This window comes from Mycobacterium sp. 2-64 (assembly GCF_035918375.1).
Lineage (GTDB): Bacteria > Actinomycetota > Actinomycetes > Mycobacteriales > Mycobacteriaceae > Mycobacterium > Mycobacterium intracellulare.
Window position 1 is genome coordinate 4,318,017 of sequence record NZ_CP142361.1, and the last position, 23,076, is coordinate 4,341,092.

The 23,076-nt window shown below is 69.1% G+C and carries 22 protein-coding genes; 10 read left to right on the forward strand and 12 right to left on the reverse strand.

Annotated features, from left to right (window positions below; translation table 11 throughout):
- Positions 1–30 precede the first annotated feature (30 nt).
- Entirely contained in the window at positions 31–525 is a 495-nt protein-coding gene (greA, locus tag QGN31_RS19990; protein WP_007168983.1) for a transcription elongation factor GreA, read from the forward strand.
- Positions 526–544: 19 nt separating this feature from the next.
- Here the strand turns inward: greA and QGN31_RS19995 are convergent, their stop codons facing one another.
- From QGN31_RS19995 to QGN31_RS20010, 4 genes are all read right to left on the reverse strand, one after another.
- Positions 545–1,711, reverse strand: a complete 1,167-nt coding sequence (locus tag QGN31_RS19995) for a cystathionine gamma-synthase (protein ID WP_014383987.1) — start codon at positions 1,709–1,711, stop codon at positions 545–547.
- An 11-nt stretch (positions 1,712–1,722) separates the two neighbouring features.
- Complete coding sequence (locus QGN31_RS20000) at positions 1,723–2,457, reverse strand: RDD family protein (RefSeq protein ID WP_008254318.1); 735 nt, start codon at positions 2,455–2,457, stop codon at positions 1,723–1,725.
- A 111-nt stretch (positions 2,458–2,568) separates the two neighbouring features.
- Entirely contained in the window at positions 2,569–3,975 is a 1,407-nt protein-coding gene (locus QGN31_RS20005) for a cystathionine beta-synthase (RefSeq protein WP_014383986.1), read from the reverse strand.
- 35 nt (positions 3,976–4,010) lie between these two features.
- On the reverse strand, positions 4,011–5,078 hold the full coding sequence (locus QGN31_RS20010; RefSeq protein WP_009954592.1) for an alpha/beta hydrolase: 1,068 nt from the start codon (positions 5,076–5,078) through the stop codon (positions 4,011–4,013).
- 245 nt (positions 5,079–5,323) lie between these two features.
- Here QGN31_RS20010 and QGN31_RS20015 point away from each other — a divergent pair, with 245 nt between their 5' ends.
- Together QGN31_RS20015 and QGN31_RS20020 are read left to right on the forward strand one after the other, a co-directional pair.
- Positions 5,324–6,286, forward strand: coding sequence for an SGNH/GDSL hydrolase family protein (locus QGN31_RS20015; protein WP_085978364.1), 963 nt, complete (start codon positions 5,324–5,326; stop codon positions 6,284–6,286).
- 93 nt (positions 6,287–6,379) lie between these two features.
- Positions 6,380–7,597 (forward strand): acetyl-CoA C-acetyltransferase, encoded by a 1,218-nt coding sequence (locus tag QGN31_RS20020; protein ID WP_009954588.1) that lies wholly within the window; start codon positions 6,380–6,382, stop codon positions 7,595–7,597.
- Between the two features lie 197 nt (positions 7,598–7,794).
- Here the strand turns inward: QGN31_RS20020 and QGN31_RS20025 are convergent, their stop codons facing one another.
- Positions 7,795–8,646: a Bax inhibitor-1/YccA family protein gene (locus tag QGN31_RS20025; RefSeq protein ID WP_026071427.1), complete on the reverse strand. Its 852-nt coding sequence runs from the start codon at positions 8,644–8,646 to the stop codon at positions 7,795–7,797.
- A 226-nt stretch (positions 8,647–8,872) separates the two neighbouring features.
- On the opposite strand from QGN31_RS20025, the gene QGN31_RS20030 reads away from it, so the two are divergent.
- The 5 genes from QGN31_RS20030 to QGN31_RS20050 all read left to right on the forward strand — a co-directional run bounded on the left by QGN31_RS20030 (position 8,873) and on the right by QGN31_RS20050 (position 14,526).
- Entirely contained in the window at positions 8,873–9,910 is a 1,038-nt protein-coding gene (locus QGN31_RS20030) for an enoyl-CoA hydratase/isomerase family protein (protein ID WP_008254290.1), read from the forward strand.
- 13 nt (positions 9,911–9,923) lie between these two features.
- Positions 9,924–10,706, forward strand: coding sequence for an enoyl-CoA hydratase (locus QGN31_RS20035; protein ID WP_014941395.1), 783 nt, complete (start codon positions 9,924–9,926; stop codon positions 10,704–10,706).
- Positions 10,707–10,714: 8 nt separating this feature from the next.
- Positions 10,715–12,487 (forward strand): alpha/beta hydrolase, encoded by a 1,773-nt coding sequence (locus tag QGN31_RS20040; RefSeq protein ID WP_009957777.1) that lies wholly within the window; start codon positions 10,715–10,717, stop codon positions 12,485–12,487.
- A 4-nt stretch (positions 12,488–12,491) separates the two neighbouring features.
- Positions 12,492–13,151, forward strand: coding sequence for a TetR/AcrR family transcriptional regulator (locus QGN31_RS20045; RefSeq protein WP_014383984.1), 660 nt, complete (start codon positions 12,492–12,494; stop codon positions 13,149–13,151).
- 292 nt (positions 13,152–13,443) lie between these two features.
- A complete protein-coding gene (locus QGN31_RS20050) occupies positions 13,444–14,526 on the forward strand; it encodes an IS110 family transposase (RefSeq protein ID WP_438362663.1) in 1,083 nt (360 codons plus the stop codon).
- 302 nt (positions 14,527–14,828) lie between these two features.
- Here QGN31_RS20050 and QGN31_RS20055 read toward each other — a convergent pair whose 3' ends face one another.
- On the reverse strand, positions 14,829–15,266 hold the full coding sequence (locus QGN31_RS20055; RefSeq protein WP_008254281.1) for a rhodanese-like domain-containing protein: 438 nt from the start codon (positions 15,264–15,266) through the stop codon (positions 14,829–14,831).
- The gene (locus QGN31_RS20060) at positions 15,263–15,877 is read right to left on the reverse strand and encodes a cysteine dioxygenase (protein WP_008254278.1); all 615 of its coding nucleotides are present in this window, start codon (positions 15,875–15,877) and stop codon (positions 15,263–15,265) included. The genes QGN31_RS20055 and QGN31_RS20060 overlap by 4 nt, the downstream gene beginning before the upstream one ends.
- Before the next feature lie 175 nt (positions 15,878–16,052).
- On the opposite strand from QGN31_RS20060, the gene QGN31_RS20065 reads away from it, so the two are divergent.
- Complete coding sequence (locus QGN31_RS20065) at positions 16,053–16,448, forward strand: lipoprotein LpqV (protein WP_008254276.1); 396 nt, start codon at positions 16,053–16,055, stop codon at positions 16,446–16,448.
- Positions 16,449–16,548: 100 nt separating this feature from the next.
- Entirely contained in the window at positions 16,549–17,619 is a 1,071-nt protein-coding gene (locus tag QGN31_RS20070) for a patatin-like phospholipase family protein (protein ID WP_170320553.1), read from the forward strand.
- A gap of 25 nt (positions 17,620–17,644) precedes the next feature.
- Here the strand turns inward: QGN31_RS20070 and QGN31_RS20075 are convergent, their stop codons facing one another.
- The 5 genes from QGN31_RS20075 to QGN31_RS20095 all read right to left on the reverse strand — a co-directional run bounded on the left by QGN31_RS20075 (position 17,645) and on the right by QGN31_RS20095 (position 23,063).
- A complete protein-coding gene (locus QGN31_RS20075) occupies positions 17,645–18,514 on the reverse strand; it encodes a patatin-like phospholipase family protein (protein WP_008254267.1) in 870 nt (289 codons plus the stop codon).
- A 24-nt stretch (positions 18,515–18,538) separates the two neighbouring features.
- On the reverse strand, positions 18,539–19,429 hold the full coding sequence (locus QGN31_RS20080; protein WP_014941393.1) for a class II glutamine amidotransferase: 891 nt from the start codon (positions 19,427–19,429) through the stop codon (positions 18,539–18,541).
- 28 nt (positions 19,430–19,457) lie between these two features.
- A complete protein-coding gene (locus QGN31_RS20085; protein ID WP_008254265.1) occupies positions 19,458–19,931 on the reverse strand; it encodes an SRPBCC family protein in 474 nt (157 codons plus the stop codon).
- Between the two features lie 35 nt (positions 19,932–19,966).
- A complete protein-coding gene (locus QGN31_RS20090) occupies positions 19,967–21,598 on the reverse strand; it encodes a fatty acid--CoA ligase (protein WP_008254264.1) in 1,632 nt (543 codons plus the stop codon).
- A 373-nt stretch (positions 21,599–21,971) separates the two neighbouring features.
- A complete protein-coding gene (locus tag QGN31_RS20095) occupies positions 21,972–23,063 on the reverse strand; it encodes a YncE family protein (protein ID WP_233425322.1) in 1,092 nt (363 codons plus the stop codon).
- Positions 23,064–23,076 lie beyond the last annotated feature (13 nt).

A 23,076-nucleotide genomic window follows, 5' to 3' on the forward strand; every position in this document is an offset into this window, starting at 1 on the left:
CGCGGAACAACATACGAGGAGCACGACGAGATGACGGACACTTCGGTGACCTGGCTGACCCAGGAGTCGCATGACCGACTCAAGGCCGAGCTCGACCAGTTGATCGCGAATCGTCCGGTCATCGCCGCGGAGATCAACGACCGCCGCGAAGAGGGCGACCTGCGCGAAAACGGCGGCTACCACGCCGCCCGCGAAGAGCAGGGCCAGCAGGAGGCCCGGATTCGCCAGCTGCAGGATCTGCTCAACAACGCCAAGGTCGGCGAAGCGCCCAAGCAGTCCGGCGTCGCGCTGCCCGGTTCGGTGGTGAAGGTCTACTACAACGGCGACAAGTCCGACACCGAGACGTTCCTCATCGCCACCCGCCAGGAGGGCGTCAACGACGGCAAGCTCGAGGTGTACTCGCCGAATTCACCTTTGGGCGGCGCCCTGATCGACGCCAAGGTGGGCGAGACCCGCAGCTACGTGGTGCCCAACGGCAACACCGTCGAGGTCACGCTGGTCAGCGCGGAGCCGTACCACTCCTGATCGCTTTGCGCGAGGTGCGCTAGGCGAGGGCCTGCTGCAGATCGGCCACCAGGTCGGCGACGTCCTCGATGCCGACCGACAGCCGCACCAGGTCGTCGGGCACTTCCAATTGCGACCCGGCCGTCGACGCATGCGTCATCGCGCTGGGGTGCTCGATCAGCGACTCGACCCCGCCCAGCGATTCGGCCAGGATGAACACCTTGGTGTTGGCGCACAGATCCCGGGCGGCGTCCCGGCCGCCTTTCATGCGCACCGAGACCATGCCGCCGAACCCGCGCATCTGCCGCGCGGCGACCTCGTGCCCGGGGTGGCTGGGCAGGCCGGGGTAGAGCACCGCGCTCACCGCGCGATGGCCCGCGAGGAATTCCGCTACGGCCATGGCGTTTTCGCTGTGCCGCTGCATGCGCAGCACCAGGGTCTTCAGTCCGCGCATCGTCAGGTAGGCGTCGAACGGGCCGGGCACCGCGCCGGCCCCGTTCTGCAGGAAGCCGAACGCGTCGTCGAGTTCCTGGTCGTTGGTGACCAGCGCGCCGCCCACCACGTCGGAATGGCCGCCGATGTACTTGGTGGTGGAGTGCAGCACGATGTCTGCCCCCAGCGTCAGCGGCTGCTGCAGCGCGGGTGAGGCAAAGGTGTTGTCCACCAACACTTTCGCGGAATGCTGCTCGCCCAGCTCGGCGATGGCGGCGATATCGGCGATGGACAGCAACGGGTTGGTCGGGGTTTCCACCCAGATCATCCGGGTGCGCGGCGTGATCGCGGCGGCGACGGCGTCCAGCTCGTGCAGCGCGACGGGCGTGTAGTCGACGTTCCACTGGGTGAAGACCTTGTCGATCAGCCGGAACGTGCCGCCGTAGGCGTCATTCGGGATCACGACGTGGTCACCCGGCCGCAGCACTGTGCGAAGGGCGCAGTCGGTGGCGGCCATCCCCGAGGCGAAGGCCCGGCCGTAGCTGCCTTCCTCGACGGCGGCCAGCGCGGCCTCCAGCGCGGCGCGGGTCGGGTTGCCGGTGCGCGCGTATTCGAATCCGCCCCGCAATGCGCCGACGCCGTCCTGGGCGAAGGTGCTGCTGGCGTAGATCGGGGCGTTGACCGCTCCGGTCGCCGGGTCCGGCCGGTAGCCGGCGTGAATCGCTTTGGTGGCCAGCCCGGTGAACTCGGGGTGTGGGTTGCCGTCGTCGCTCATCGACGATCAGCCTAGGTGACCGGCGGCCTTTCGGTCCCGTCGATCGGCAGGCACACGGTCGTCATGATCTTGTCCGCCAGCGTCTGACGCTTCGAATCCCACAGCGGGAAAAGGAAACCGATGAAGCAGATGATCGCGTCGACGAAGTGCGCCAGCGCCCGCACCACGGACAGGCCGAAGCCCAGGGGTTGGCCGGTGACCTCGCTGACCACTTTGAATTTCATCACCGATTTGCCGACGCTCGACCCGGTCGTGCCCTGCTGGTAGCCGTAATTCCAGATCAGGTAGAACAGCCCGACGATCGACGCCAACCACTGCGCCACCATGCCCAGGGTCGAATTCTGGGTGGCGCAGTACTGGTTGACGGCGTACTGGGTGACGTCGGTGATGCAGGCCGTCTGCTGCGTGGCGAGCAGGATCGCGGTGCCGATGCCGTGCACGACGACGTACGGGAGGATGTCGATGACGAACGCCAGCGCGCGGGTGAGCCACGGCGTGTACTCCTGCGTCGGCAGGGTCCGGATCGCCGGTCCCGGCGGCGGCGGCGCGTAGCCCCCGGACGACGGCGGCGGTGGCGGGTAGGACCCGCCGGGCGGCGGTGGCGGCGGGGGGTAGGAACCGCCGCCGGGCGCCGACGGAGGCGGCGGGAACTCCTGACCGCCGGACGGCGGCTGTTGCCCACCGGATGGGCCGGGCGACGAGGGGGGCGGCGGGTAGGCGCCGCCGGGCGGCGGTTGATCGGTCATGGGCAACCTTCCACTGCGGAACAGCCGGACATCTCGCTGGATTAGCCGAATTACCGTACCTGAGCGTTTCACGGACGGGCGAGACGCGCATCACCCGCCGAGCGCGGCGAACTACCGGCGTCCGCTCAGTCCACGGGGCGCCTCGGAGAGGAAGCCCAGCAGGTCATAACGGGTGATCACGCCGACCGGTTTGCCCTCCTCGACCACCATCAACGCGTCCCAGTCCCGCAACGCCGTGCCCGCCGCGCTGATCAGCTCACCCGCGCCGATCATCGGCAGCGGCGGGCTCATGTGCTGGGCGACCGCGTCGGCCAGTTTCGCCCGGCCCTCGAACACCGCCGACAGCAATTCACGTTCGGAGACGCTGCCGGCGACCTCCCCCGCCATCACCGGCGGCTCGGCGCCGACCACCGGCATCTGGGACACCCCGTACTCGCGCAGGATGCCGATGGCGTCGCGCACCGTCTCCGACGGGTGGGTGTGCACCAGGTCGGGCAGCGCACCGGACTTGCGGCGCAACACGTCGCCGACCCTGGACTGCTCGGTGGACCCGTCGAGCCGGCTGCGCAGGAACCCGTACGACGACATCCAGGCGTCGTTGAAGATCTTCGACATGTAGCCCCGGCCGCCGTCGGGCAGCAGGACCACGACGAGCGCGTCGGGTCCGGCTTGCTCGGCGACGCGCAGCGCGGCGACCACCGCCATCCCGCACGACCCGCCGACCAGCATCGCCTCCTCGCGGGCCAGGCGCCGGGTCATGTCGAACGAGTCGGAGTCGGACACCGCGATGATCTCGTCGGGCACCGTGCGGTCATAGGCCTGCGGCCAGAAGTCCTCGCCGACGCCCTCCACCAGATAGGGCCGGCCGGTGCCGCCCGAATACACCGAGCCCTCGGGGTCGGCGCCGATGATGCGCACGGCCCCGTTCGATATCTCCTTGAGGTAGCGGCCGGCGCCGGTGATCGTGCCGCCGGTGCCGATGCCGGCGACGAAGTGGGTGACCTTGCCGTCGGTGTCGGCCCAGATCTCCGGGCCGGTGGTGGCGTAGTGGCTGGCCGGGCCTTCCGGGTTGGCGTACTGGTCCGGTTTCCACGCGCCCTCGATTTCGGTGACCAGCCGGTCGGAGACGCTGTAGTAGCTGTCCGGGTGGTCGGGGGGCACGGCCGTCGGGCACACGACCACCTCGGCGCCGTACGCGATCAGCACGTTGCGCTTGTCCTCGCTGACCTTGTCCGGGCAGACGAACACACACTTGTACCCGCGGTGCTGGGCGACCAACGCCAGCCCGACGCCGGTGTTGCCCGACGTGGGTTCGACGATCGTGCCGCCGGGCCGCAGCTGTCCGCTGGCTTCGGCGGCGTCGATCATCTTGACCGCGATCCGGTCCTTCGAGCTGCCGCCGGGGTTGAGGTATTCGACCTTGGCCGCCACGATGCCGGCACCGTCGGGAACGACGGAGTTCAGGCGCACCAGCGGCGTGCCGCCGATGAGGTCACTGATGTGCTGCGCGATCCGCATGCGTCACATCGTCTCAGGCGGTTTCGCGCGGCGCGCTACTCGGTGGCCTCGCGGATGTAGTCGCCGATCTGGCGCAGCGAGCGCACGGCCTCCGGCACCATCGGCGCGGCCAGCTGGAAGTCGTGGATCTGGCCGGGCCACACCCGCACCTCGGCCGGGGTGCCGACTGCGGCCAGCCGGCTCGCCGCCAACCGCGCGTCGTGCAGCAACACCTCGGAGCCCGAGACGTGAATCAGCGTGCGCGGCAGGCCCGGCTTGATGTGTTCCAGCGGCTCGTAGATCTCCTCGGCTTTGCCGTCGACCTTGTTCTTTCCGGCCGCGGCGGCAACCAGCTCGGCGAGGGCGTCGAACGCCCCGGCGGAGAACATCGCGTCGGTGTCGATGTTGGGGTGGGCCTGCTTGGGTTCCTTCGCCAGCTGCAGCAGCGGCGAGATCGCCACGAGCGCCGCGGGCTCCTCGCCTTCCTCCTGCAGGCGTTGCGCGAGCGTGAGCGCCAGGTAGCCGCCCGCAGAATCGCCCGCCAGCACGATCTGGTCGGGTTGGTAGCCGCGCAGCCGCAGCCATCGGTAGGCGTCGTGACAATCCTCGATCGCCATGCCCACCGAATTCTTGGGCAGCAGACGGTAATTGACCACCAAGATGGGCGCGTCGGCGAACTTGGAGAGGGCTTCGACGAGCCGGCCGTGCGAGTTTGCCCCGCAGGTCAAAAACGCGCCGCCGTGGAGGTAGACGACCACGCGGCGGCTGCCGTCGGCGGGAAGCACGCCGGGCGCGCGCACCAGCTGCGCCGAGGCGTGCGGCAACTTCACCGTCTCGCGGACGGTGGCCGACGCCGGGATCAGCACCCGGGCGGTGAGGTCGATGAGGCCCCACGGCCACGGCAGGTTGGGGACGTGGCTGCCGACGGTCAGAATCGGCCGGATCGTCAGCCGTGACGTCAGGTTGGCCAATCGCGCAGCAACGCTGGGGCCGGATTCGAGGACCTCGACGGGCGCGCCGTCGCTGATCGCGAACTTGCGCGTCTGGGCCCGACGGGCTTTGAGGACATCATGGGCACGAACGGTGGCCTCAGGCGACCCCGATACCTTGCTAGGTGCGGTCATGCTCAACACTTCCTACGCCGTTGTAGTGCGATACAGCATGTGACGAGGCTGTTGAGCGTCTGGTTCGACCGTTTGCCAAAGCGCTCAGCCATCCCCTTGTTCTCAGCTTGACAGCCATCGCTTAGTGCAACGTATGAAATCTCTGAGTTGATACCAGTTTTGCTTCGCACCGTGATCAGTTCGTTTTTTCGCACCGGCCGCGCAAACTCCGCAGCGGCCCTAAACTTGAGTGCGTGACCATTCGGGTGCCACGCCGGTCGGCGATCGCCCTGGCCACAGCGGGCGCGCTGGCCTCGACAGGAACCGCCTACCTGGGGGCACGCAGTCTGTTGGTCGGCCAGGCGTCCCACGCGCGCACCGTCATCCCCAAGGCATGGGACATCCCGCCCCGCGCCGACGGCGTGTACACGCGCGGCGGTGGGCCCGTGGAGCGGTGGCGCCGCGGGATGGCGGCCGACCTGCACCTGATGATCTTCGGCGATTCGACCGCCGCCGGATACGGATGCATGAGTGCCGACGAGGTGCCGGGGGTGCGGATCGCGCGCGGCCTGGCCGAGCAGACCGGCAAGCGAATCCGGCTGAGCACCAAGGCCATTGTGGGCGCCACCTCGAAGGGCTTGTGCGGCCAAGTCGACGCCATGTTCGTGGCGGGCCCCCCGCCGGACGTGGCGGTGGTCATGGTCGGCGCGAACGACGTCACCGCGCTCAACGGGGTGAGCCAGTCGGCGCAACGGCTGGGGTTGGTCGTCCGCAGGCTGCGCGCCCGGGGCGCCGTGGTGATCGTCGGCACCTGCCCGGATCTGGGCTTCATCAGCGCGATTCCGCAGCCGCTGCGGTCGCTCGCGCACGAGCGTTGCCTGCAACTCGCCCGCGCCCAGACCGCGGCGGTCCGCTCGGCCGGCGGCGTGCCGGTGCCGCTGGCGCAGCTGATGGCGCCGCAGTTCCGGGCCACGCCCGACGCGATGTTCTCCGCTGACGGCTACCACCCGTCGGCGCCCGCCTATGCGCTGGCCGCCGACGCGCTGCTGCTGGCCCTGTGCGACGCGCTGGGCGAGAAGGTGGACCGCCCGCCGCTGAGTCCGCCGGTGCCGCCGGCGGAGCCGGTCCTGAGGCAGCGCCACACGCGGGCGAGCGTGATGTCGCGGCTGTGGCGGCGCCCGGCACCCGGACCTGCCCCGTCTTCGTGCCCCGAGGTTGGCAGCGACTAGATTTGTCTTCGCCCGTCGGCGTGGGCCCACCGCCCGATGATGAAGCGAGCCAGCCCCATCTGTGGGATCTGCAGGGATCTGAAGGGAACCACCATGCCTGAAGCCGTCATTGTCTCAACTGCTCGCTCGCCGATCGGCCGCGCGATGAAGGGGTCGCTGGTCAACATGCGCCCCGACGACCTGACCGTCCAGATCGTGAAGGCCGCGCTGGACAAGGTGCCCGCCCTGAACCCGCACCAGATCGACGACCTGATCCTGGGCTGCGGGCAGCCCGCCGGCGAATCCGGATACAACCTGGCGCGAGTCATCGCCGTCGAACTCGGGTTCGACTTCCTGCCGGGCACCACCGTCAACCGGTACTGCTCGTCGTCGCTGCAGACCTCCCGGATGGCGTTCCACGCGATCAAGGCCGGTGAGGGCGACGCGTTCATCTCGGCGGGTGTGGAAACCGTGTCGCGGTTCGCCAAGGGCAGCGCCGACTCGTGGCCGGACACCAAGAACTCGCTGTTCGGTGAGGCTCAGGAGCGCTCGGCCGCCGCGGCCGAAGGTGCCGACGAGTGGCACGATCCCCGCGCCGACGGCAACCTGCCCGACGTGTACATCGCGATGGGGCAGACCGCCGAGAACGTCGCCTTGCTGACCGGCATCAGCCGCGAAGACCAGGACCACTGGGGAGTGCGCAGCCAGAACCGCGCCGAGGAGGCGATCAAGAGCGGGTTCTTCGAGCGGGAGATCACCCCGGTGACCCTGCCCGACGGCACCACGGTGAGCACCGACGACGGCCCCCGCCCCGGCACCACCTACGAGAAGATCAGCCAGCTCAAGCCGGTGTTCCGGCCCAACGGCACGGTGACCGCGGGCAACGCGTGCCCGCTGAACGACGGCGCGGCCGCGGTGGTGATCACCAGCGACACCAAGGCCAAGGAGCTCGGCCTGACGCCGCTGGCGCGGATCGTGTCCACCGGGGTCAGCGGCCTCTCCCCGGAGATCATGGGCCTGGGCCCGATCGAGGCGACCAAGAAGGCGCTGGCGCGGGCCAAGCTGTCGGTCAGCGACATCGACCTGTTCGAGATCAACGAGGCGTTCGCCGTCCAGGTGCTGGGCTCGGCCCGCGAGCTGGGCATCGACGAGGACAAGCTGAACGTGTCCGGCGGGGCGATCGCGCTGGGCCACCCGTTCGGCATGACCGGTGCCCGCATCGCCACCACGCTGCTCAACAACCTGCAGACGCACGACAAGACGTTCGGCCTGGAGACCATGTGCGTCGGCGGCGGGCAGGGTATGGCGATGGTGATCGAGCGGCTCAGCTGAGTCGCTCGTCGTTGGGTGCGTCCCGGCTTTGCGTGTGAAACCCGGGCTTTGAGTGTGAAGCCTGGGCGGCGACACGCCGAGCCAGCGCACCGCTGGTTCACTCTCGACGCCGGCGCTTCACACTCAACGGCAGTGCACGAGGACCGCAGACAAAAAACCGGCACGCCCATCGGCGTGCCGGTTTTTGTGTGGCAGAGCTAATCGTTTTGTAGATAGCTGAGCAGGCGCAGGATCTCGATGTACAGCCAGACCAGCGTCACGGTCAGGCCCAGCGCGATGCCCCACGCCGCCTTCTCCGGCGCACCGGCGCGGACCATCTGGTCGGCCGCGTCGAAGTCGATCAGGAAGCTGAACGCCGCGATGCCGATGCACACCAGCGAGAAGATGATCGCGAGCGGGCCGCCGCTGCGCAGGCCCAGGCCCGCGCCGCCGCCGACACCGAACATGGCCAGCACGAAGTTGCCGAGCATCAGGGCCAGCACGCCGAACAGCGCGGCGACCACCATGCGGGTGAACTTGGGCGTGACCCGGATGGCGCCGGTCTTGTAGACGACCAGCATGCCGAAGAACACCCCGAAGGTGCCCATCACGGCCTCCCCGATCAACACGCCGGCGTTGGCGTTCGACACCGAGAAGTGGGCGAAGACGAACGAAAGCGCTCCCAGGAACAAACCCTCGAGTACGGCGTAGCTGAGCACGATCGCCGGGCTGTCCTGCTTGCGACCGAAGGTCGCGACCAGCACCAGGCCCAGGCCGCCGAGCGCGCCGATCAGGGTCAGCGGCATCGCCAGCGCGAGGTTCGAGACCACCAAGAAGTAGGAGACGACGGCGGAGGCCGCCAGCACGGCCAGCGTGATGCCGGTCTTGGTCACGACGTCGTCGATGGTTAGGGGGCGCGAAGGCCGGGCCTCCTGGTACGGGGCCTGGTAGGGAGCCGCATAGGGGTCGGCCTGGTAGCCCTGCATCGGGGCCGCGCCAGTGCCGAATTGCGCGTATCCGCCCCTCTGCTTAGGCAGCGAACGAAATACCGGGTTGCTTGTCTCCCGCACCGTCGGATCCTCTCTTATTGGCTTCGAGCTGTGCGAACACCATCTCAACGATCAGCGGTCCACCCAGGTTCCCAGCCGAACTGGGCATTTTGCGGAGTTCTCGAGCCTTGGAAGGCTTAAGCCGTTGTCGTCGCGTTAAACATAACCCTTACCCGCGCATACCGCGCCGGTCGTGACGATCTAGATTTCTTCCTCGAGGCTGGACCGGCGCGAGGGAGGCTAGGGCGTGACCGACGGATCCGATGAGGTTCTCACCGAGGTTGACGGAAGCGTCGGCTTGATCACGCTCAACCGGCCCAAGGCGATCAACTCGCTGAACCAACGGATGGTGGACGATCTGACCGCCATCCTCACCCGCTGGGCCGGCGACGTGGCGGTGCGCGCGGTGGTGCTCTCCGGCGCCGGTGAACGCGGACTGTGCGCGGGCGGCGACGTGGTCTCGATCTACCACAGCGCGCGCAAGGACGGGGCGGAGGCGCGACGCTTCTGGCGCGACGAATATCTGCTCAACGCCCAGATCGCCGACTTCGCCAAGCCATACGTCGCGGTGATGGACGGCATCGTGATGGGTGGCGGTGTGGGCGTCAGCGCGCACGCGAACACCCGGGTGGTGACCGACACCTCCAAGATCGCCATGCCCGAGGTCGGAATCGGCTTCATCCCCGACGTCGGCGGGGTTTACCTGCTGTCGCGCGCGCCCGGCGGCCTGGGCCTGCACGCCGCGCTGACCGGGGCGCCGTTCTCGGGAGCCGACGCCATCGCCATGGGCTTCGCCGACCACTACGTGCCGCACGCCGACATCGAGGCGTTCCGTCGGGCGATCGTCGGGGACGGCGTCGAGAACGCGCTCGCCAAATACACCGTCGAACCGCCACCGAGTGAACTTGCCGCACAACGCGATTGGATCGACGACTGCTTCGCGCGCGACACGGTCGAGGACATCGTCGCGGCCCTCGCGGGCCACGGCGCGGGCCCGGCGAACGACGCCGCCAACCTGATCGCCACCCGCTCCCCCATCGCGTTATCGGTGACGCTGGAGGCGGTACGCCGCGCGGCCGAACTGGAAACGCTCAAAGACGTTCTCGTTCAGGACTATCGGGTGTCCTCGGCGTCGCTGCGCTCACACGACCTGGTCGAGGGAATTCGCGCGCAGCTGATCGACAAGGATCGCGATCCCAAGTGGTCGCCGGCGCAGCTGGCCGCCGTCACGGCGGCCGATGTCGAGGCGTATTTCACCCCGGTCGACGACGACCTGAGTTTCTAGAAAGGCGGCCCAGATGACAGACACGCAGTACGAGACCATCCTCGTCGAGCGCAAGGAGCGCGTCGGCATCATCACGCTGAACCGGCCGAAGGCCCTCAACGCGCTGAACACCCAGGTGATGAACGAGGTCACCAGTGCGGCAGCGGATTTCGACGACGACCCCGGCATCGGCGCGATCATCATCACCGGCTCGGCCAAAGCGTTCGCCGCCGGCGCCGACATCAAGGAGATGGCCGAGCTGACGTTCGCCGACGCCTTCGGCGCCGACTTCTTCGCCCCCTGGGGCAGACTCGCCGAGGTCCGCACCCCGACGATCGCCGCGGTGGCCGGGCACGCGCTCGGTGGCGGCTGCGAGCTGGCCATGATGTGCGACGTGCTGATCGCCGCCGACACAGCGAAATTCGGCCAGCCCGAGATCAAACTCGGTGTGCTGCCCGGCATGGGCGGCTCGCAGCGCCTGACCCGCGCCATCGGCAAGGCCAAGGCAATGGACCTCATCCTGACCGGGCGCACCATCGACGCCGCGGAGGCCGAACGGAGCGGGCTGGTTTCGCGCGTGGTGCCCGCCGACGACCTACTGACCGAGGCGAAGAAAGTCGCGACCACCATTTCGCAGATGTCGCGGTCGGCGTCGCGGATGGCCAAAGAGGCCGTCAACCGCGCGTTCGAATCCACGCTGGCCGAGGGGCTGCTCTACGAACGCCGACTGTTTCACTCCACTTTCGCGACCGAGGACCAATCCGAGGGGATGGCGGCCTTCGTCGAGAAGCGCGCGCCGAACTTCACCCACCGCTAGGACGCACCATGAGCGAACCCGGCTCCGCGACCAACGTCGACACCGGCGACAAGCCGGCGGACGACGTCGAGGAATCCGCGGTCGCCGTTTCACAGGCCCCGCCCGCCCCGCGGGCCGGGCGCGCCGCCCCCACCCTGCCGTGGACCGAAAAGCCTTGGTGGGTGCGGCATTACACATTCACCGGTACCACGGTCGGCCTGGTCTTCATCTGGCTTTCGCTGACGCCCTCGCTGCTGCCGCGCGGCCCGTTGTTCCAGGGACTCGTCAGCGGGCTCTCCGGCGCCATCGGCTATGGGCTGGGCGTCTTTTCGGTCTGGTTGGTGCGGTTCATGCGGGAAAAGGATCACAGCCCGCCGCCGCCACGCTGGGCCTGGAAGGTGCTGATCCCGATCGGTGTGGTCGGCCAGGTACTGATGGCGATCTGGTTCCACGTGTGGCAGGACGACGTGCGCGACCTGATGGGCGTGCCACATTTGGAGTGGTACGACTACCCGCTGTCGGGAGTCCTCTCGCTGGTGGTGCTGTTCACGGTGGTCGAAATCGGCCAGTTCACCCGCTGGTTGGTCCGCTTCCTGGTCGGTCAGGTCGACCGGTTCGTGCCGTTTCGGCTCTCGGCGACCATCGTGGTCGTCACGCTGGCGGTCCTGACCGTCACCGTGCTCAACGGCGTCGTGCTCAAGTTCGCCATGCGCACCATGAACGACACCTTCGCCTCGGCCAACAACGAGATGAACCCCGACAGCGCGCCGCCGAAGACCGCGCTGCGCTCCGGCGGACCGGAGTCGCTGGTGTCGTGGGAATCCCTTGGCCACCAAGGGCGCGTCTTCGTCGAGGGCGGTCCCAAGGTCGGCGATCTGACCGCGTTCAACGGCGCCCCGGCGACCGAACCGATCCGGGCGTATGCGGGCCTGAACTCCGCCGACGGCATCACCGCGACCGCCGAACTCGCCGCGCGCGAGCTGCAGCGCACGGGCGGGCTGCGGCGCGCGGTCGTCGCGGTCGCGACCACCACCGGCACCGGCTGGATCAACGAGGCGGAGGCCACCGCGCTCGAGTACATGTACAACGGCAACACCGCGATCGTCAGCATGCAGTATTCGTTCCTGCCGAGCTGGCTGTCGTTTTTGGTGGACAAGGAGAACGCCCGGCACGCCGGCCAGGCGCTGTTCGAGGCCGTCGACCGGCTGATCCGCCAGATGCCGGAAGCCCAACGCCCCAAGCTGGTCGTGTTCGGTGAGAGCCTCGGCTCGTTCGGCGGCGAGGCGTCGTTCATGAGCCTGAACAACGTGCTCGCCCGCACCGACGGCGCCCTGTTCAGCGGGCCGACGTTCCAGAACACCATCTGGACCGACCTCACCACGACACGCGACCCCGGGTCCCCCGAATGGCTGCCGATCTACGACGACGGCCGCTACGTCCGCTTCGTGGCCCGCGCGGGCAACCTGGCGCGCCCGAAGGATCCGTGGGATCACCCGCGGGTGGTCTATCTGCAGCACGCCTCGGACCCGATCGCCTGGTGGACCCCGGACCTGGTGTTCAGCAAGCCCGACTGGTTGCGGGAGCGGCGCGGCTATGACGTGTTGCCGCAGACGCGCTGGATCCCGGTCGTCACCTTCCTTCAGGTGTCGGCGGACATGGCCGTCGCGGTGGACGTCCCCGACGGGCACGGTCACCGTTACGTCGCCGACGTCGCCGACGGCTGGGCGGCGGTGATGTCGCCGCCCGGGTGGACACCGGAGAAGACGGCCCGGCTGCGGCCGCTCCTGCACGCCGAAGGCTAGCCGGGTGGGCCGGGAACCGGTGTCCCCGTCTGGGATTCAGAAGCGGCGCGGTAGACGCCAGGGCGAGCCGGTATCGCGCGACGCGGTCCTTCGCGCGGCGAAGCGGCAGTTCGCCGCCCATGGCTACGACAAGACGACGCTGCGCGCGATCGCCGACGATGCGCGAGTTGATCCTTCGATGGTTCTCTATCTCTTCGGCTCGAAGGCGGCATTGTTTCGCGAATCGCTGAAGCTGGTGCTGCCCGCTGACCTGCTGACGACCGAGATCGCACGCAACGACGACGATCTGGGCTGCCGCGTAGTGCGGGCCTACCTGGGTATCTGGGAGCAGCCCGACACGGCCTCGAGCATGGCGTCGATGGTGCGGTCGGCGACGTCGAACGGCGACGCCAACGACGCGTTTCGCGGATTCCTGCACGACTACCTGCTCACCGCGGTGTCCAGCGCTTTGGGCGGTGGAGATGAGGCGCGGCTGCGCGCAACGCTGGCCGCGACCAACCTCGTCGGCACCGGAATGCTGCGCTACGTCATGCGGGTGCCTCCGCTGTCGTCGCTCGGGGTCGACGAGGTGGTCGGGTTGGTGGGGCCGGCGGTGCATCGGTTCTTGACCGCACCCGCCGACGAGCTGGGGCTGGACCCGACGTCGCAATCAGCCGACGGTTAGCGATTAATTCAATCGTTATTGAAATTTGCTCGTAGGCCCGCTAGAGTTCTGCGCCGGGGGGCCGACGAACGGAGTCCTCATGTCACGTCTAGCCGCGAAACTCGTCGTTGCGGCGGTCCTCGCACTCACCGCCGTCACCGCGGCCGCGTGCGTTCCCAGTGCCGAATCACCCGTCGGGGTTGCAGTTAACTAGACGGTATGAGGAGGCTGGGGCCTCGCCACATGTGAACGTGGGTTGCTGTCAGGAAGTTGGTCCTGGCCAGTAGAGCCACAGATGTGGATGGAGGCCCCAGTGAAGATTCAGCGTACGAGTGTTGGGTTGGATGTGCACGCCCGATCGGTGGTCGGGTGTGGGTTGGATGGGGATACCGGGGAGGTATTCGAGCGGCGGTTGACCCCCGACCGTGGTGAGATCGCAGCATGGCTAAGGGATCTTCCGGGCCCGGTGGCGGTGACCTATGAGGCGGGTCCGACCGGGTTCGGGTTAGCCCGGGCGTTGGATGCCGCGGGCATCGCCTGTGTGGTGGCTGCGCCATCGAAGTTGATTCGCCCGACGGGTGACCGAGTCAAAACCGATGCCCGCGACGCCGCGCATCTGGCGCGGTTGTTGCATCTGGGCCAGATCACCGAAGTGACGGTTCCCAGCATCGAGCAGGAAGCGGCGCGGGATTTGGTGCGGGCCCGCGAGGATGTCCGTGGGGATTTGATGTCTGCTCGGCATCGACTGTCGAAACTGTTGTTGCGCCAGGGGATCGTCTATTGCGGTGGACGAGCCTGGATCCGTGAGCATCAGCGGTGGTTGCGTCGGCAGCGGTTCGACAGTGCCGCGCTGCAGCTGGCCTACGACACCGCTTTCGACGCGATGCTGGCCACCCTCGAGCGCCGGGAGCGCCTCGATACCGCGATCGCCGAGATGGCCGCTGATTCGCGGTTCACCCCGGTGGTGACCCGGCTGGGGTGTCTGCGCGGGGTGTCCACGCTGACCGCGTTCGGGCTGGCCGTCGAGATCGGGGACTGGTCTCGGCTGACCGGGCGCAGTATCGGCGCCTATCTGGGGCTGGTGCCAAGCGAGTACTCCTCAGGAGCGACGCGAACCCAGGGCGCGGTGACCAAGACCGGCAATGGTCATGCCCGCCGCCTGCTCATCGAAGCCGCCTGGCATCACCGAGCCCCCTACCGGCCCGGCGCGGTGATGCGCCGCCGCTGGGATGCCGCATCCCCAGCCGCCCGCGCCCGCGGCCAGGCCGGCAACCGGCGCCTGCATGAACGCTGGATGCGATTCGATGAGCGCAAGAAACGCTCCGTGGTGGCCAACGCCGCGATCGCGCGTGAGCTGGCCGGATGGTGCTGGTCGCTGGCCGTCCTCGAGGACTAAGCGGCCCACAAACGTCCAGATGAGCAAGCAGATGTCGGCAAGCGTCTTGGAGTGACCCGCGTCGCCGCTATGAGCAATCACGTTGCACCACAACCGATCACGCTCGACATCTAGACAAGCGGACCGCTCCGACTCGAAAGTCCCGTCCTGCGGTAACCAACCCGCGTATATCAGACTGACACGCGTCGACACGACACGCTCGACACCTCAACGCTCATCTGGTCAACGAAGCGGCGGCCTCGACGACGGTTGCGGCCGCCGCTTCACCCTGCCCCTTGACAAAATGACTCACATATCAGCGGCTAGATCCAGCGGCGGGCGCCGGCGGCCGTGTCGGCCAACGGGGCGTCGGACGCACCGCCGGCCAGCTGGGTGAGCACGCCCGCGCCGGCCAACGCGTGATACCCGCCGATGACGTCGGTGGCGCGGTGCAGGCCGATGTCCAGCAGCGCGGCCGCAGCCAGGCTGGACGTGTAGCCCTCCGAGCACAGGATCACCCATTCGACGTCGTCACCGACGGCTTCGGGCAGTTTGGCGTCGCTGGTGGGGTCGCAGCGCCACTCCAGGACGTTGCGTTCGATCACCAGCGCCCCGGGCACCTCCCCCTCGCGGAACCGCTGGGCCTGGGGCCGGATGTCGACGAGCACCGCGCCGCGCCGCAGCGCGTCGGGCACTTCGGTGGCGGGCAGGCGGCGATACCGGCGCCGGGCGGACCTCAAGACGACGTCGATGCGGCTCACGGCGATCCTTCCGGCTGGTCGGTCAGTTCGGTGCGTTGCCGGCGCAACGTGTTGCGGTCGGTGATGTCGTAGTACGACATGGCGGTCAGGGGCGGCGAGTACGCGTGCACGCTCAGGGTCGGCTGCGCCGGCCCGGCGCTCGCACCCGGCAACCCCGTGACCGGCACGGTGACCGGCCGCGGCGCCCAGACAACGTCGTGCACCCAGCCCAGCGGGAACCCGGCCTGGTCGCCGGCGTCGAGCCGACGGCGCCGCAAAGCCCTTCCGTCCCAACGGTATTCATTGAGCGAGCCGGAAACGACGGTCAACGCACCCAGCGAGCCGCCGTGGTCGTGCAGCTCGGTCGGATGGCCGGGCACCCAGCTGATCAGCCAGACGTCGAGTTCCTCGTCGCCGTGGATGCGGGTGAACCAGCGCTGCGACTCCGGGATGCCGCCCTCGGGCAGCAGGTGGTCGCAGCGCCCGCTGAGCACGTCGTCGGCGGCCTGGTCGGTCGCGTGCAACAGGTCGGGCACCCGCAGCGGGGTCGGGCCCGCGGACGGGGACGAGAGGGTTCGTGGGCGCGTGACCGCGGCGGTGACGGGCGCTGCCCCGGCAAGGGACAAAGTCATGGGGGGAACTCCAGAGCGAAAGAGGATCGAACGGGCGGCGGCGTGTTACGGCCGACAACACTCGCAAAATCCGAAGCGCTCCATCACGGCAGCCAGTGTTGCATAGATTGAGACCGTGCGCTGGCGCGGTGGTCGACCCCGGCGGCGGGGCGCGGCGGTTGCCGCGGCCCCTGTAGTGGGCGTCCTGCTGGCGGTCGCGGGCTGCTCGCAGGGCGGCCAGCACGGCCCACCGGCCCCCTCGTCGGCGCCGCAATCGGACAGCGCCGGCGGCCCGGGCTCGGTGCCGGCGGGCGCCATCGGCGTGTCCCCCGGCGGCGTGACCACCAGGGTCGACGTCCCCGCACACTCGACCGAGGAGGAGTACTACCAGGCCTGTCACGCCGCAAAAGTGTGGATGGATGGCCAGCCCAGGACCGGCGCGTCGCTGTTCGAGCCCTATCTGGCCATGCTGCAGGCGTCGCCGTCGGGCACCGCGGGCAGCTGGAACGCCCCCTGGTCGAAGCTGACCCCGGCCCGGCAGGCCGCCGTGATCGTCGCCGCGCGGGCGGCGGCCAACGACGAGTGCGGGTAGCGCCGCGCGCGGGCGCCCTCCCCCGCGGAGTAATTACGATCACGGCTGAAAAAAGTCCGCGCGCGGCCCGCTGAGGACCCCCGCCGCGCAAAATGGTGGGGTGCCTGACGAACTTTCGCGTCGCTCGGCACCGACTCGGGTGGCACTGGCGCTCGGCAGCGGTGGCGCCCGCGGCTACGCGCACATCGGGGTGATCGAGGCGCTGCGCGAACGCGGTTATGACGTCGTCGGCGTCTCCGGCTCGTCGATGGGCGCGCTGGTCGGCGGCCTGCACGCGGCCGGGCGGCTCGACGAGTTCTCCGAGTGGGCGAAGTCCCTGACCCAGCGCACCATCCTGCGGCTGCTGGACCCGTCGATCAGCGCGGCCGGCGTGATGCGAGCCGGAAAGATCCTGGACGCGGTGCGCGACATCCTGGGCCCGGTCGCCATCGAAGACCTGCGGATCCCGTACACCGCGGTGGCGACCGACCTGCTGGCGGGAAAGTCGGTGTGGTTTCAGCGCGGCCCCCTCGACGAGGCGATCCGGGCGTCGATCGCCATCCCGGGGGTGATCGCGCCGCACGCGGTCGACGGGAGGCTGTTGGCCGACGGCGGCATCCTGGACCCGCTGCCGATGGCCCCGCTGTCGGCCGTCAACGCCGACCTGACCATCGCGGTGAACCTGTCCGGCAGCGAGGCGATCACCACCCGGGAAGCGGAGCCGGGGGCCACCGCCGAATGGTTGACCCGCATGCTGCGCAGCACCTCCGCGCTGCTCGACACGGCCGCCGCCCGCTCGTTGCTCGACCGGCCGACCGCCCGGGCGGTACTGAGCAGGCTGGGCGGGCCGGGCGGCGAGCCGGATGACTGGTCGGACAACCCCGACGAAGAGCCGTCACCGGCCGACGCTGTCGCCGGCGAGCTGGCCGCCGCGGTGTCCGACGTGCCGAAGTTGGGCAGCTTCGAGGTGATGAACCGGACGATCGACATCGCGCAGGCCGCCCTGGCGCGTCACACGCTGGCGGTCTACCCGCCCGACCTGCTCATCGAGGTTCCGCGGTCGACGTGTCGGGCCCTGGAATTTCACCGGGCGGTGGAGGTGATCGCCACCGGCCGAGCGCTCGCGGATGACGCCCTGGACACGCTGGAAGCCGGGCGCGACGACGCCGCCCCGCCCGCGATCGATCGCTAAAGGTTGTGTGCGGCAACCAAATCCGTCACAAGCCCAGGAACCGGGCGAGGGCCGCGGCTTCGCGGCGACCCTGCTCGCGCCCGGCCAGGGCCGAGGGGATGCGGCAGCCCGGATCCAAGGCGTTGGGCCCGAAGGCGGCCAGCGAATCGGCGTCGGCGAACACCGCGAACGCCGCGCCGGGAAACGATGAGACCTCGGCGGCGGGCCCGGCGCCGAACGGCGACGGCACGTCGATGCCCGAGGGCACCAGCACCACCGCGACGTCACAGTCGGCGGCCACCACGAGGTTGACCGAGCTGGCCACCCCGCCGTCCATGTAGTGGCGGTCCGCGATCGCCACCGGCGGCCACGCCCCGGGCACCGCGCAGCTGGCCGCCACGGCATCGACGAGGTCGACGCCCGATTCGCGGTCGAAGACGGTCAGTTCTCCGGTGGCGACGTCGATGGCGGTGAGCCGCACCGCGCGCTCGGGCCACTCGTGCGACGGCAGGCGCTGCGCGATCACCTGGCGGCGCACCGGCGCGGGAACGGTTTCGGTCGCCAGGGCCACGGCCCCGATCCGCTGCATTTGTTGGCGGGTCTTGTCCAGCGGCTCCTCGTACGGCGCGGCCAGGGCGGTCAGGAACAGTTCGGTGATGGTGTCGACGTCGACGCCGGAGTCGATTTCGGCCGACGACTCGGAGACTTGCCGGTCGAACAGCTCGTCCAGCGTGTGGCCGCTGCCGAGCTGCGCGGCGACGGCCGAGCCCGCCGACGTCCCCACCAGCACGTCCGATTCGATCAACAGCCGGGCCGCGGCCGGCGACTCGTCGGCGATGCCCCGCAGAACACCTGTCTCCCAGGCGATTCCCGCGATCCCGCCACCCGCCAGCACCAGGGCGCGTTTGTTCGTCACGCTCACCAACTCTGCCAAACGTCCTCAGACCAGCCGCCGGGTGCTCGGCAGGGCGTGTTGCGAGTCCTCCACCGGCGTGCGCAGGTCCTCGCGGCGCAACAGCTGGTTGGGCGGGTCGGGCAGCACCAGGCTGCGGGTGAAGCGCAACCCGGCGTCGACGTGAATCAGCTCGCCGGGCTCGAGAAGGCGCCAGCGCGGGTCGGCGTCCATGCGTTCGGTGGCGAACACCACCGACGGCCGCGTGCACAGGTGCTCGGAGCGCGCGTGAATTCGTATGGTGTGCAAGTCGAATTCGGGGTCTTGGGACGCCACACCGTCGGATCGATCCAAGACGTAGAGCTCGTGGGTTTGCGGGTAACGCAGCGCCCACATGTCGGTGGCCGTGCTCAGCAGCACGTTGACCGCGTAGATCGGAACGTGCTCGGCGAGCCATCGCATGGCGTCGACGAGCCCCGCGGTGATGTCGCCGCCGCGGGCCCGGATCGAGCCGGTGATCAAGCCGAACACGCGCTCGGAGTCGGTGTCGCCCAATACCAAATCGGCGGTACCGATCTCGCGCAGCCGCTCGTCGATGATGTCCAGCCCTTCGAGGACGCCGTTGTGCGCGAAGATCCGGTCGTCCTGCATAAACGGGTGGGTGTTGCGGATGTCGAGCGAGCCGGTGGTGGCGTAGCGGACGTGGGCGATGACGGTGGTGCCGGTCAACCGGTGCGCCTCGGTCGCGAATGCGGCGTCCTGCCAGGCCGCTATCGGGTCCTTGTAGAGGTGCGGCGCGGCGTGCTCGTCGAAGATGCCCAGGCCGGTGCCGTCCGGGTTTCGCCGGCTCTGTTCGGACAGGCTGTCCGGCGCGTCCAGCAGCCAGAAGGTCGCGGTGCACGCGTGCGTCCCGGCGTGCAGGCCAAAGAGTCGGCACATGCCTTCACACCGTAACGGTTCGCGGCTCTCACTTCGTCAGCAAGCCCGACAGGTTGGCCAGCGCGCGCCGCGCGTAGCCCTTCCACATCCTGCCCAGCAGCGGGACCGCCCAGGCCGTGCGCGGCGACTTCGGGTGGATGTCCCAGCGCCAGGTGATCTCGGTTCCGGCGGCCGCCGGTGTGAAAATCCATTCGCCCACAACGTGATCGACCAGCAACGCCATCGGGCCGGTGACCTCGCAGAGCCGATAGCCGAACGAGCGCGGCGGGTCGACACTGGTCAGCTCCTCGCGCATGGTGGCGCCGCCGGCCAGGTGCACGATGCGGGTCTGCCCCGCCGCGTCCCAGGCGCCGGTCTGCTCGCGCACGTCGCGGATCGGCGGGAACGGGCCGTACCAGCGGTTGAACAGCGTGGGCAGTGGCATCGGCAGCGTCCGGCCGAACGCGTCGTGCACCGCGACCGGTGTGACGACGGATTGGTCGACGACGAGTGAATGTGTCACTGCCTCAAGCCTTTCCGGTCTCGTTGCGGCGTCGATCAGTCGCGGGCTTCGGCCACCTGGTAGCCGTCTTCGGCGTAGCGCGAGCGAATGGCTTTCTTGTCGTACTTGCCGACGCTGGTGCGGGGGATCTCGTCGACGAACGTCCACCGTTCGGGCAGCCACCACCGAGCGACCTTGTCCGCGAGGAAGTTTCGCAGCTGCCCCGGGCTGACCGACGCGCCCTCCTTGGCCACGATCACCGCGAGTGGGCGTTCCTCCCAGCGTTCGTCGGGGACGCCGACCACCGCGGCCTCGACCACCTCGGGGTGGCCGATGAGGACGTTCTCCAGCTCCACCGAGGAGATCCATTCCCCGCCGGATTTGATGACGTCCTTGGCCCGGTCGGTCAGCGTGACGAAACCGCGGCCGTCGATGCGGCCCACGTCGCCGGTGCGCAGCCAGCCGGAGTCGAACTTCGACTCGTCGTGGCCCAGGTAGTAGGAGCCGGCGATCCACGGGCCGCGGACCTCCACCTCCCCCACGGCGACGCCGTCGTTGGGCAGCACCTGGCCGTCGTCGTCGACGATCCGCATCTCCACCCCGCAGACCGGTTGGCCCTGGGTTCCGCGGAAGGCCCAGTGCTGGTCCTCGGGGGTGCCCGGCGGTGGCCAGGCCATGGTCGCCAGCGGCGACGTCTCCGTCATGCCCCACAGCTGCCGGATCTGCACGTCGTGCTTTTCCTCGAAGGTGCGCATCAGCGAGACCGGGACGGCCGAGCCGCCGCAGACCACCAGCCGCAGCGACGACAGGTCGTGGTCGGGGTCGTCCTCGAGGTGGTGCAGGACGGCGTTCCAGATCGTCGGCACCGCGCCGGTCACGGTGGGGCGCAGGTCTTCTACCATGCCGACCACCGATGCCGGGTCGAGGTGGCGATCCGGCAGCACCAAGTCGGCGCCGGCCATCAGCGCCGCGTACGGCAGTCCCCAGGCGTTGGCGTGGAACATCGGCACGATCGCCAGCACGCTGTCGACGGCCCCGACGCCGATGCCGTTCGTGGTGCACGCCGCCATGGTGTGCAGGTAACTCGAACGATGGCTGTACACCACGCCTTTCGGGTTGCCGGTGGTCCCGCTGGTGTAGCACATCGCCGCCGCGGATTTCTCGTCGATGTGCGGCCAGTCGAATTCGGTCGGCTCCGCGGCGATGGCGTCGGCGTAGTCCAGCACGGTCTTGCCCGATTCCCGCAGCGGTTCGGTGTCGCCCTCGCCGACGGCGATCACGGTGTGCACGGTCTCGAGGCGGGGCAGCACCGGGGCGAGCACGTTGATCAGGGAGGCGTCGACCAGCACCACCTGGTCTTCGGCTTCGTTGGCGACGTAGGCGATCTGTTCGGGGAACAGGCGGATGTTGAGGGTGTGCAGTACGGCGCCCATCGAGGGCACCGCCAGGTACGCCGTCAGGTGCTCGGAGTTGTTCCACATGAACGTCGCGACCCGTTGGTCACCGGTCACCCCGAGCCGGCGCAACGCATTCGCCAGCTGGGCGGCCCGGCAGCCCAGTTCCCGATAGCTCGTCGTGCGGTAGCCGTCCCCGGTGGCGGTGGTGACGGTGCGATCCCCGTGAACGCGGCAGCCATGGCGCATGATCGCGGTGATCGTCAACGGATAGTCCTGCATCGTGCCGTCCATCGATGTACCGCCTCACTCTCCGCGCGGCACCGTCCGTGCCAAGCCGCGAAATGCCGCGCCCGCATTCCGGGCCGACGGCGACGGGCCGTCGGCCGCTTCCACCCTAAGCCCGATTTCGGCGATCGTGACAGAAACCACCCGTGCCGGTCGCCCGCGACGTGGATCCCGTTCGGCGGGCGGGCCTTTCGGATGACTCTGCGGTTGAGTGTGCGTGCTCTGCCGACGACCCGCGCCCGGTGCCGTTGAGTGTGCGTCCCGGGATTTGAGGGTGAACGCTGGGCGGCGACACGCCGACGATCCCCGGCCCAGGATTCACACTCGAGGGCGAGGATTCACACACTCCGGGCGCCGCGCCGTCCCGCAATGCAGCCGGCTAGGCCAGCGCCGGCTCCCACTGGGGCACATCGAACAGCCAGCCCGCGGTCGCGTCCGGGTGATCCGCGTCGCCGCTGTGTGGCGTCTGGCCCGAGTCGATGCGCGCCGCGGTGAGCACTCCGGAGTAGTCGGCGACGTACAGGTGGCTGCCGTCGGGGCTTTCCAGCACGCAGGACGGGTTCTTGGTCACCGTGACCTCGCCGAGGACGTCGAGCGCGCGCATGCCCAGCACCGTGACGCGGTCGTCGCTGACCAGGTAGGCCCGCTCGCCGTCGCGGCTAAGCGTCATCCGCGCCAGCGGCCCGGTGATCTCGTTGATCTTGTGCGTCTTGACGAGTTTGTTCGCGCGGGTGTCGATGACGTCGAGCACCGAGCCCACGACCGGGCCGCAACTGGCGACGTATGCCGTGGCGCCGTCGCTGCTCAGCGCCACATCGCGGACGGGCAGACCGAGCTCGATCGTGCCGACCACGCGCGAGCGGCCGCCCACCCGGCCGCCATCGGATCGGGTGCGGGTTTCGACGACGGCAAGGCTGCCGCCGTTCGGCCCGTTGACCCCGACGTAGAGGCGCCGGCCGTCGGCGCTGGCCCGCACGCATGCGGTGGTCGTGCCGGGTGCGGTGGCCAGTTCGATCACCTCGAGTTCGCCCGTGGTGGTGTCCAGGACCGTCACGTCGGCGCCGCGAACGGCGTTTCGGCTCGCGTACAGGTGCTTTCCGTCGGCGCTCACCGTCAGGTCGCTCACGCTGTGCGCGACCCGATGCGTGGCGATCCGCCAGTTCGTGACGACGTCGATGACTTCGATGGCGTCGTAGGCGGCGGTGGCGGTGCTGACGTAGGCGTAGTTCGCGTCGGCGCTGCTCATGGCGACGGTGGACGGTTCGCTGAGGCCGGCGAGGGTGCTCGAGACCCGAAGGGTGTGGGCGTCGATGACGGTGACCGCGTCGCGGGCATAGTTCGTGACGAGCAGGCGGCGACCGTCGCCGCTGAGGTCCATGTCGCTGATCGGGCCGTGGTGCACCGGGACTCGAACCACCGCGGTGTCGTCGACCGAGAACCCGGCCGCCGTTGGGTCGTATGCATCACTCACGCTGGTACCGCCT

Excerpts from the sequence above, each read along its gene's own strand:
- QGN31_RS20040 (WP_009957777.1), top strand. The coding sequence starts at position 10,715 with ATGAGCGAACCCGGCTCCGCGACCAACGTCGACACCGGCGACAAGCCG.
- QGN31_RS20005 (WP_014383986.1), bottom strand. The coding sequence starts at position 3,975 with ATGCGGATCGCGCAGCACATCAGTGACCTCATCGGCGGCACGCCGCTG.
- QGN31_RS20080 (WP_014941393.1), bottom strand. The coding sequence starts at position 19,429 with ATGTGCCGACTCTTTGGCCTGCACGCCGGGACGCACGCGTGCACCGCG.
- greA (WP_007168983.1), top strand. The coding sequence starts at position 31 with ATGACGGACACTTCGGTGACCTGGCTGACCCAGGAGTCGCATGACCGA.
- QGN31_RS20010 (WP_009954592.1), bottom strand. The coding sequence starts at position 5,078 with ATGACCGCACCTAGCAAGGTATCGGGGTCGCCTGAGGCCACCGTTCGT.
- QGN31_RS20000 (WP_008254318.1), bottom strand. The coding sequence starts at position 2,457 with ATGACCGATCAACCGCCGCCCGGCGGCGCCTACCCGCCGCCCCCCTCG.
- QGN31_RS20035 (WP_014941395.1), top strand. The coding sequence starts at position 9,924 with ATGACAGACACGCAGTACGAGACCATCCTCGTCGAGCGCAAGGAGCGC.
- QGN31_RS19995 (WP_014383987.1), bottom strand. The coding sequence starts at position 1,711 with ATGAGCGACGACGGCAACCCACACCCCGAGTTCACCGGGCTGGCCACC.
- QGN31_RS20060 (WP_008254278.1), bottom strand. The coding sequence starts at position 15,877 with ATGACTTTGTCCCTTGCCGGGGCAGCGCCCGTCACCGCCGCGGTCACG.
- QGN31_RS20020 (WP_009954588.1), top strand. The coding sequence starts at position 6,380 with ATGCCTGAAGCCGTCATTGTCTCAACTGCTCGCTCGCCGATCGGCCGC.
- QGN31_RS20090 (WP_008254264.1), bottom strand. The coding sequence starts at position 21,598 with ATGGACGGCACGATGCAGGACTATCCGTTGACGATCACCGCGATCATG.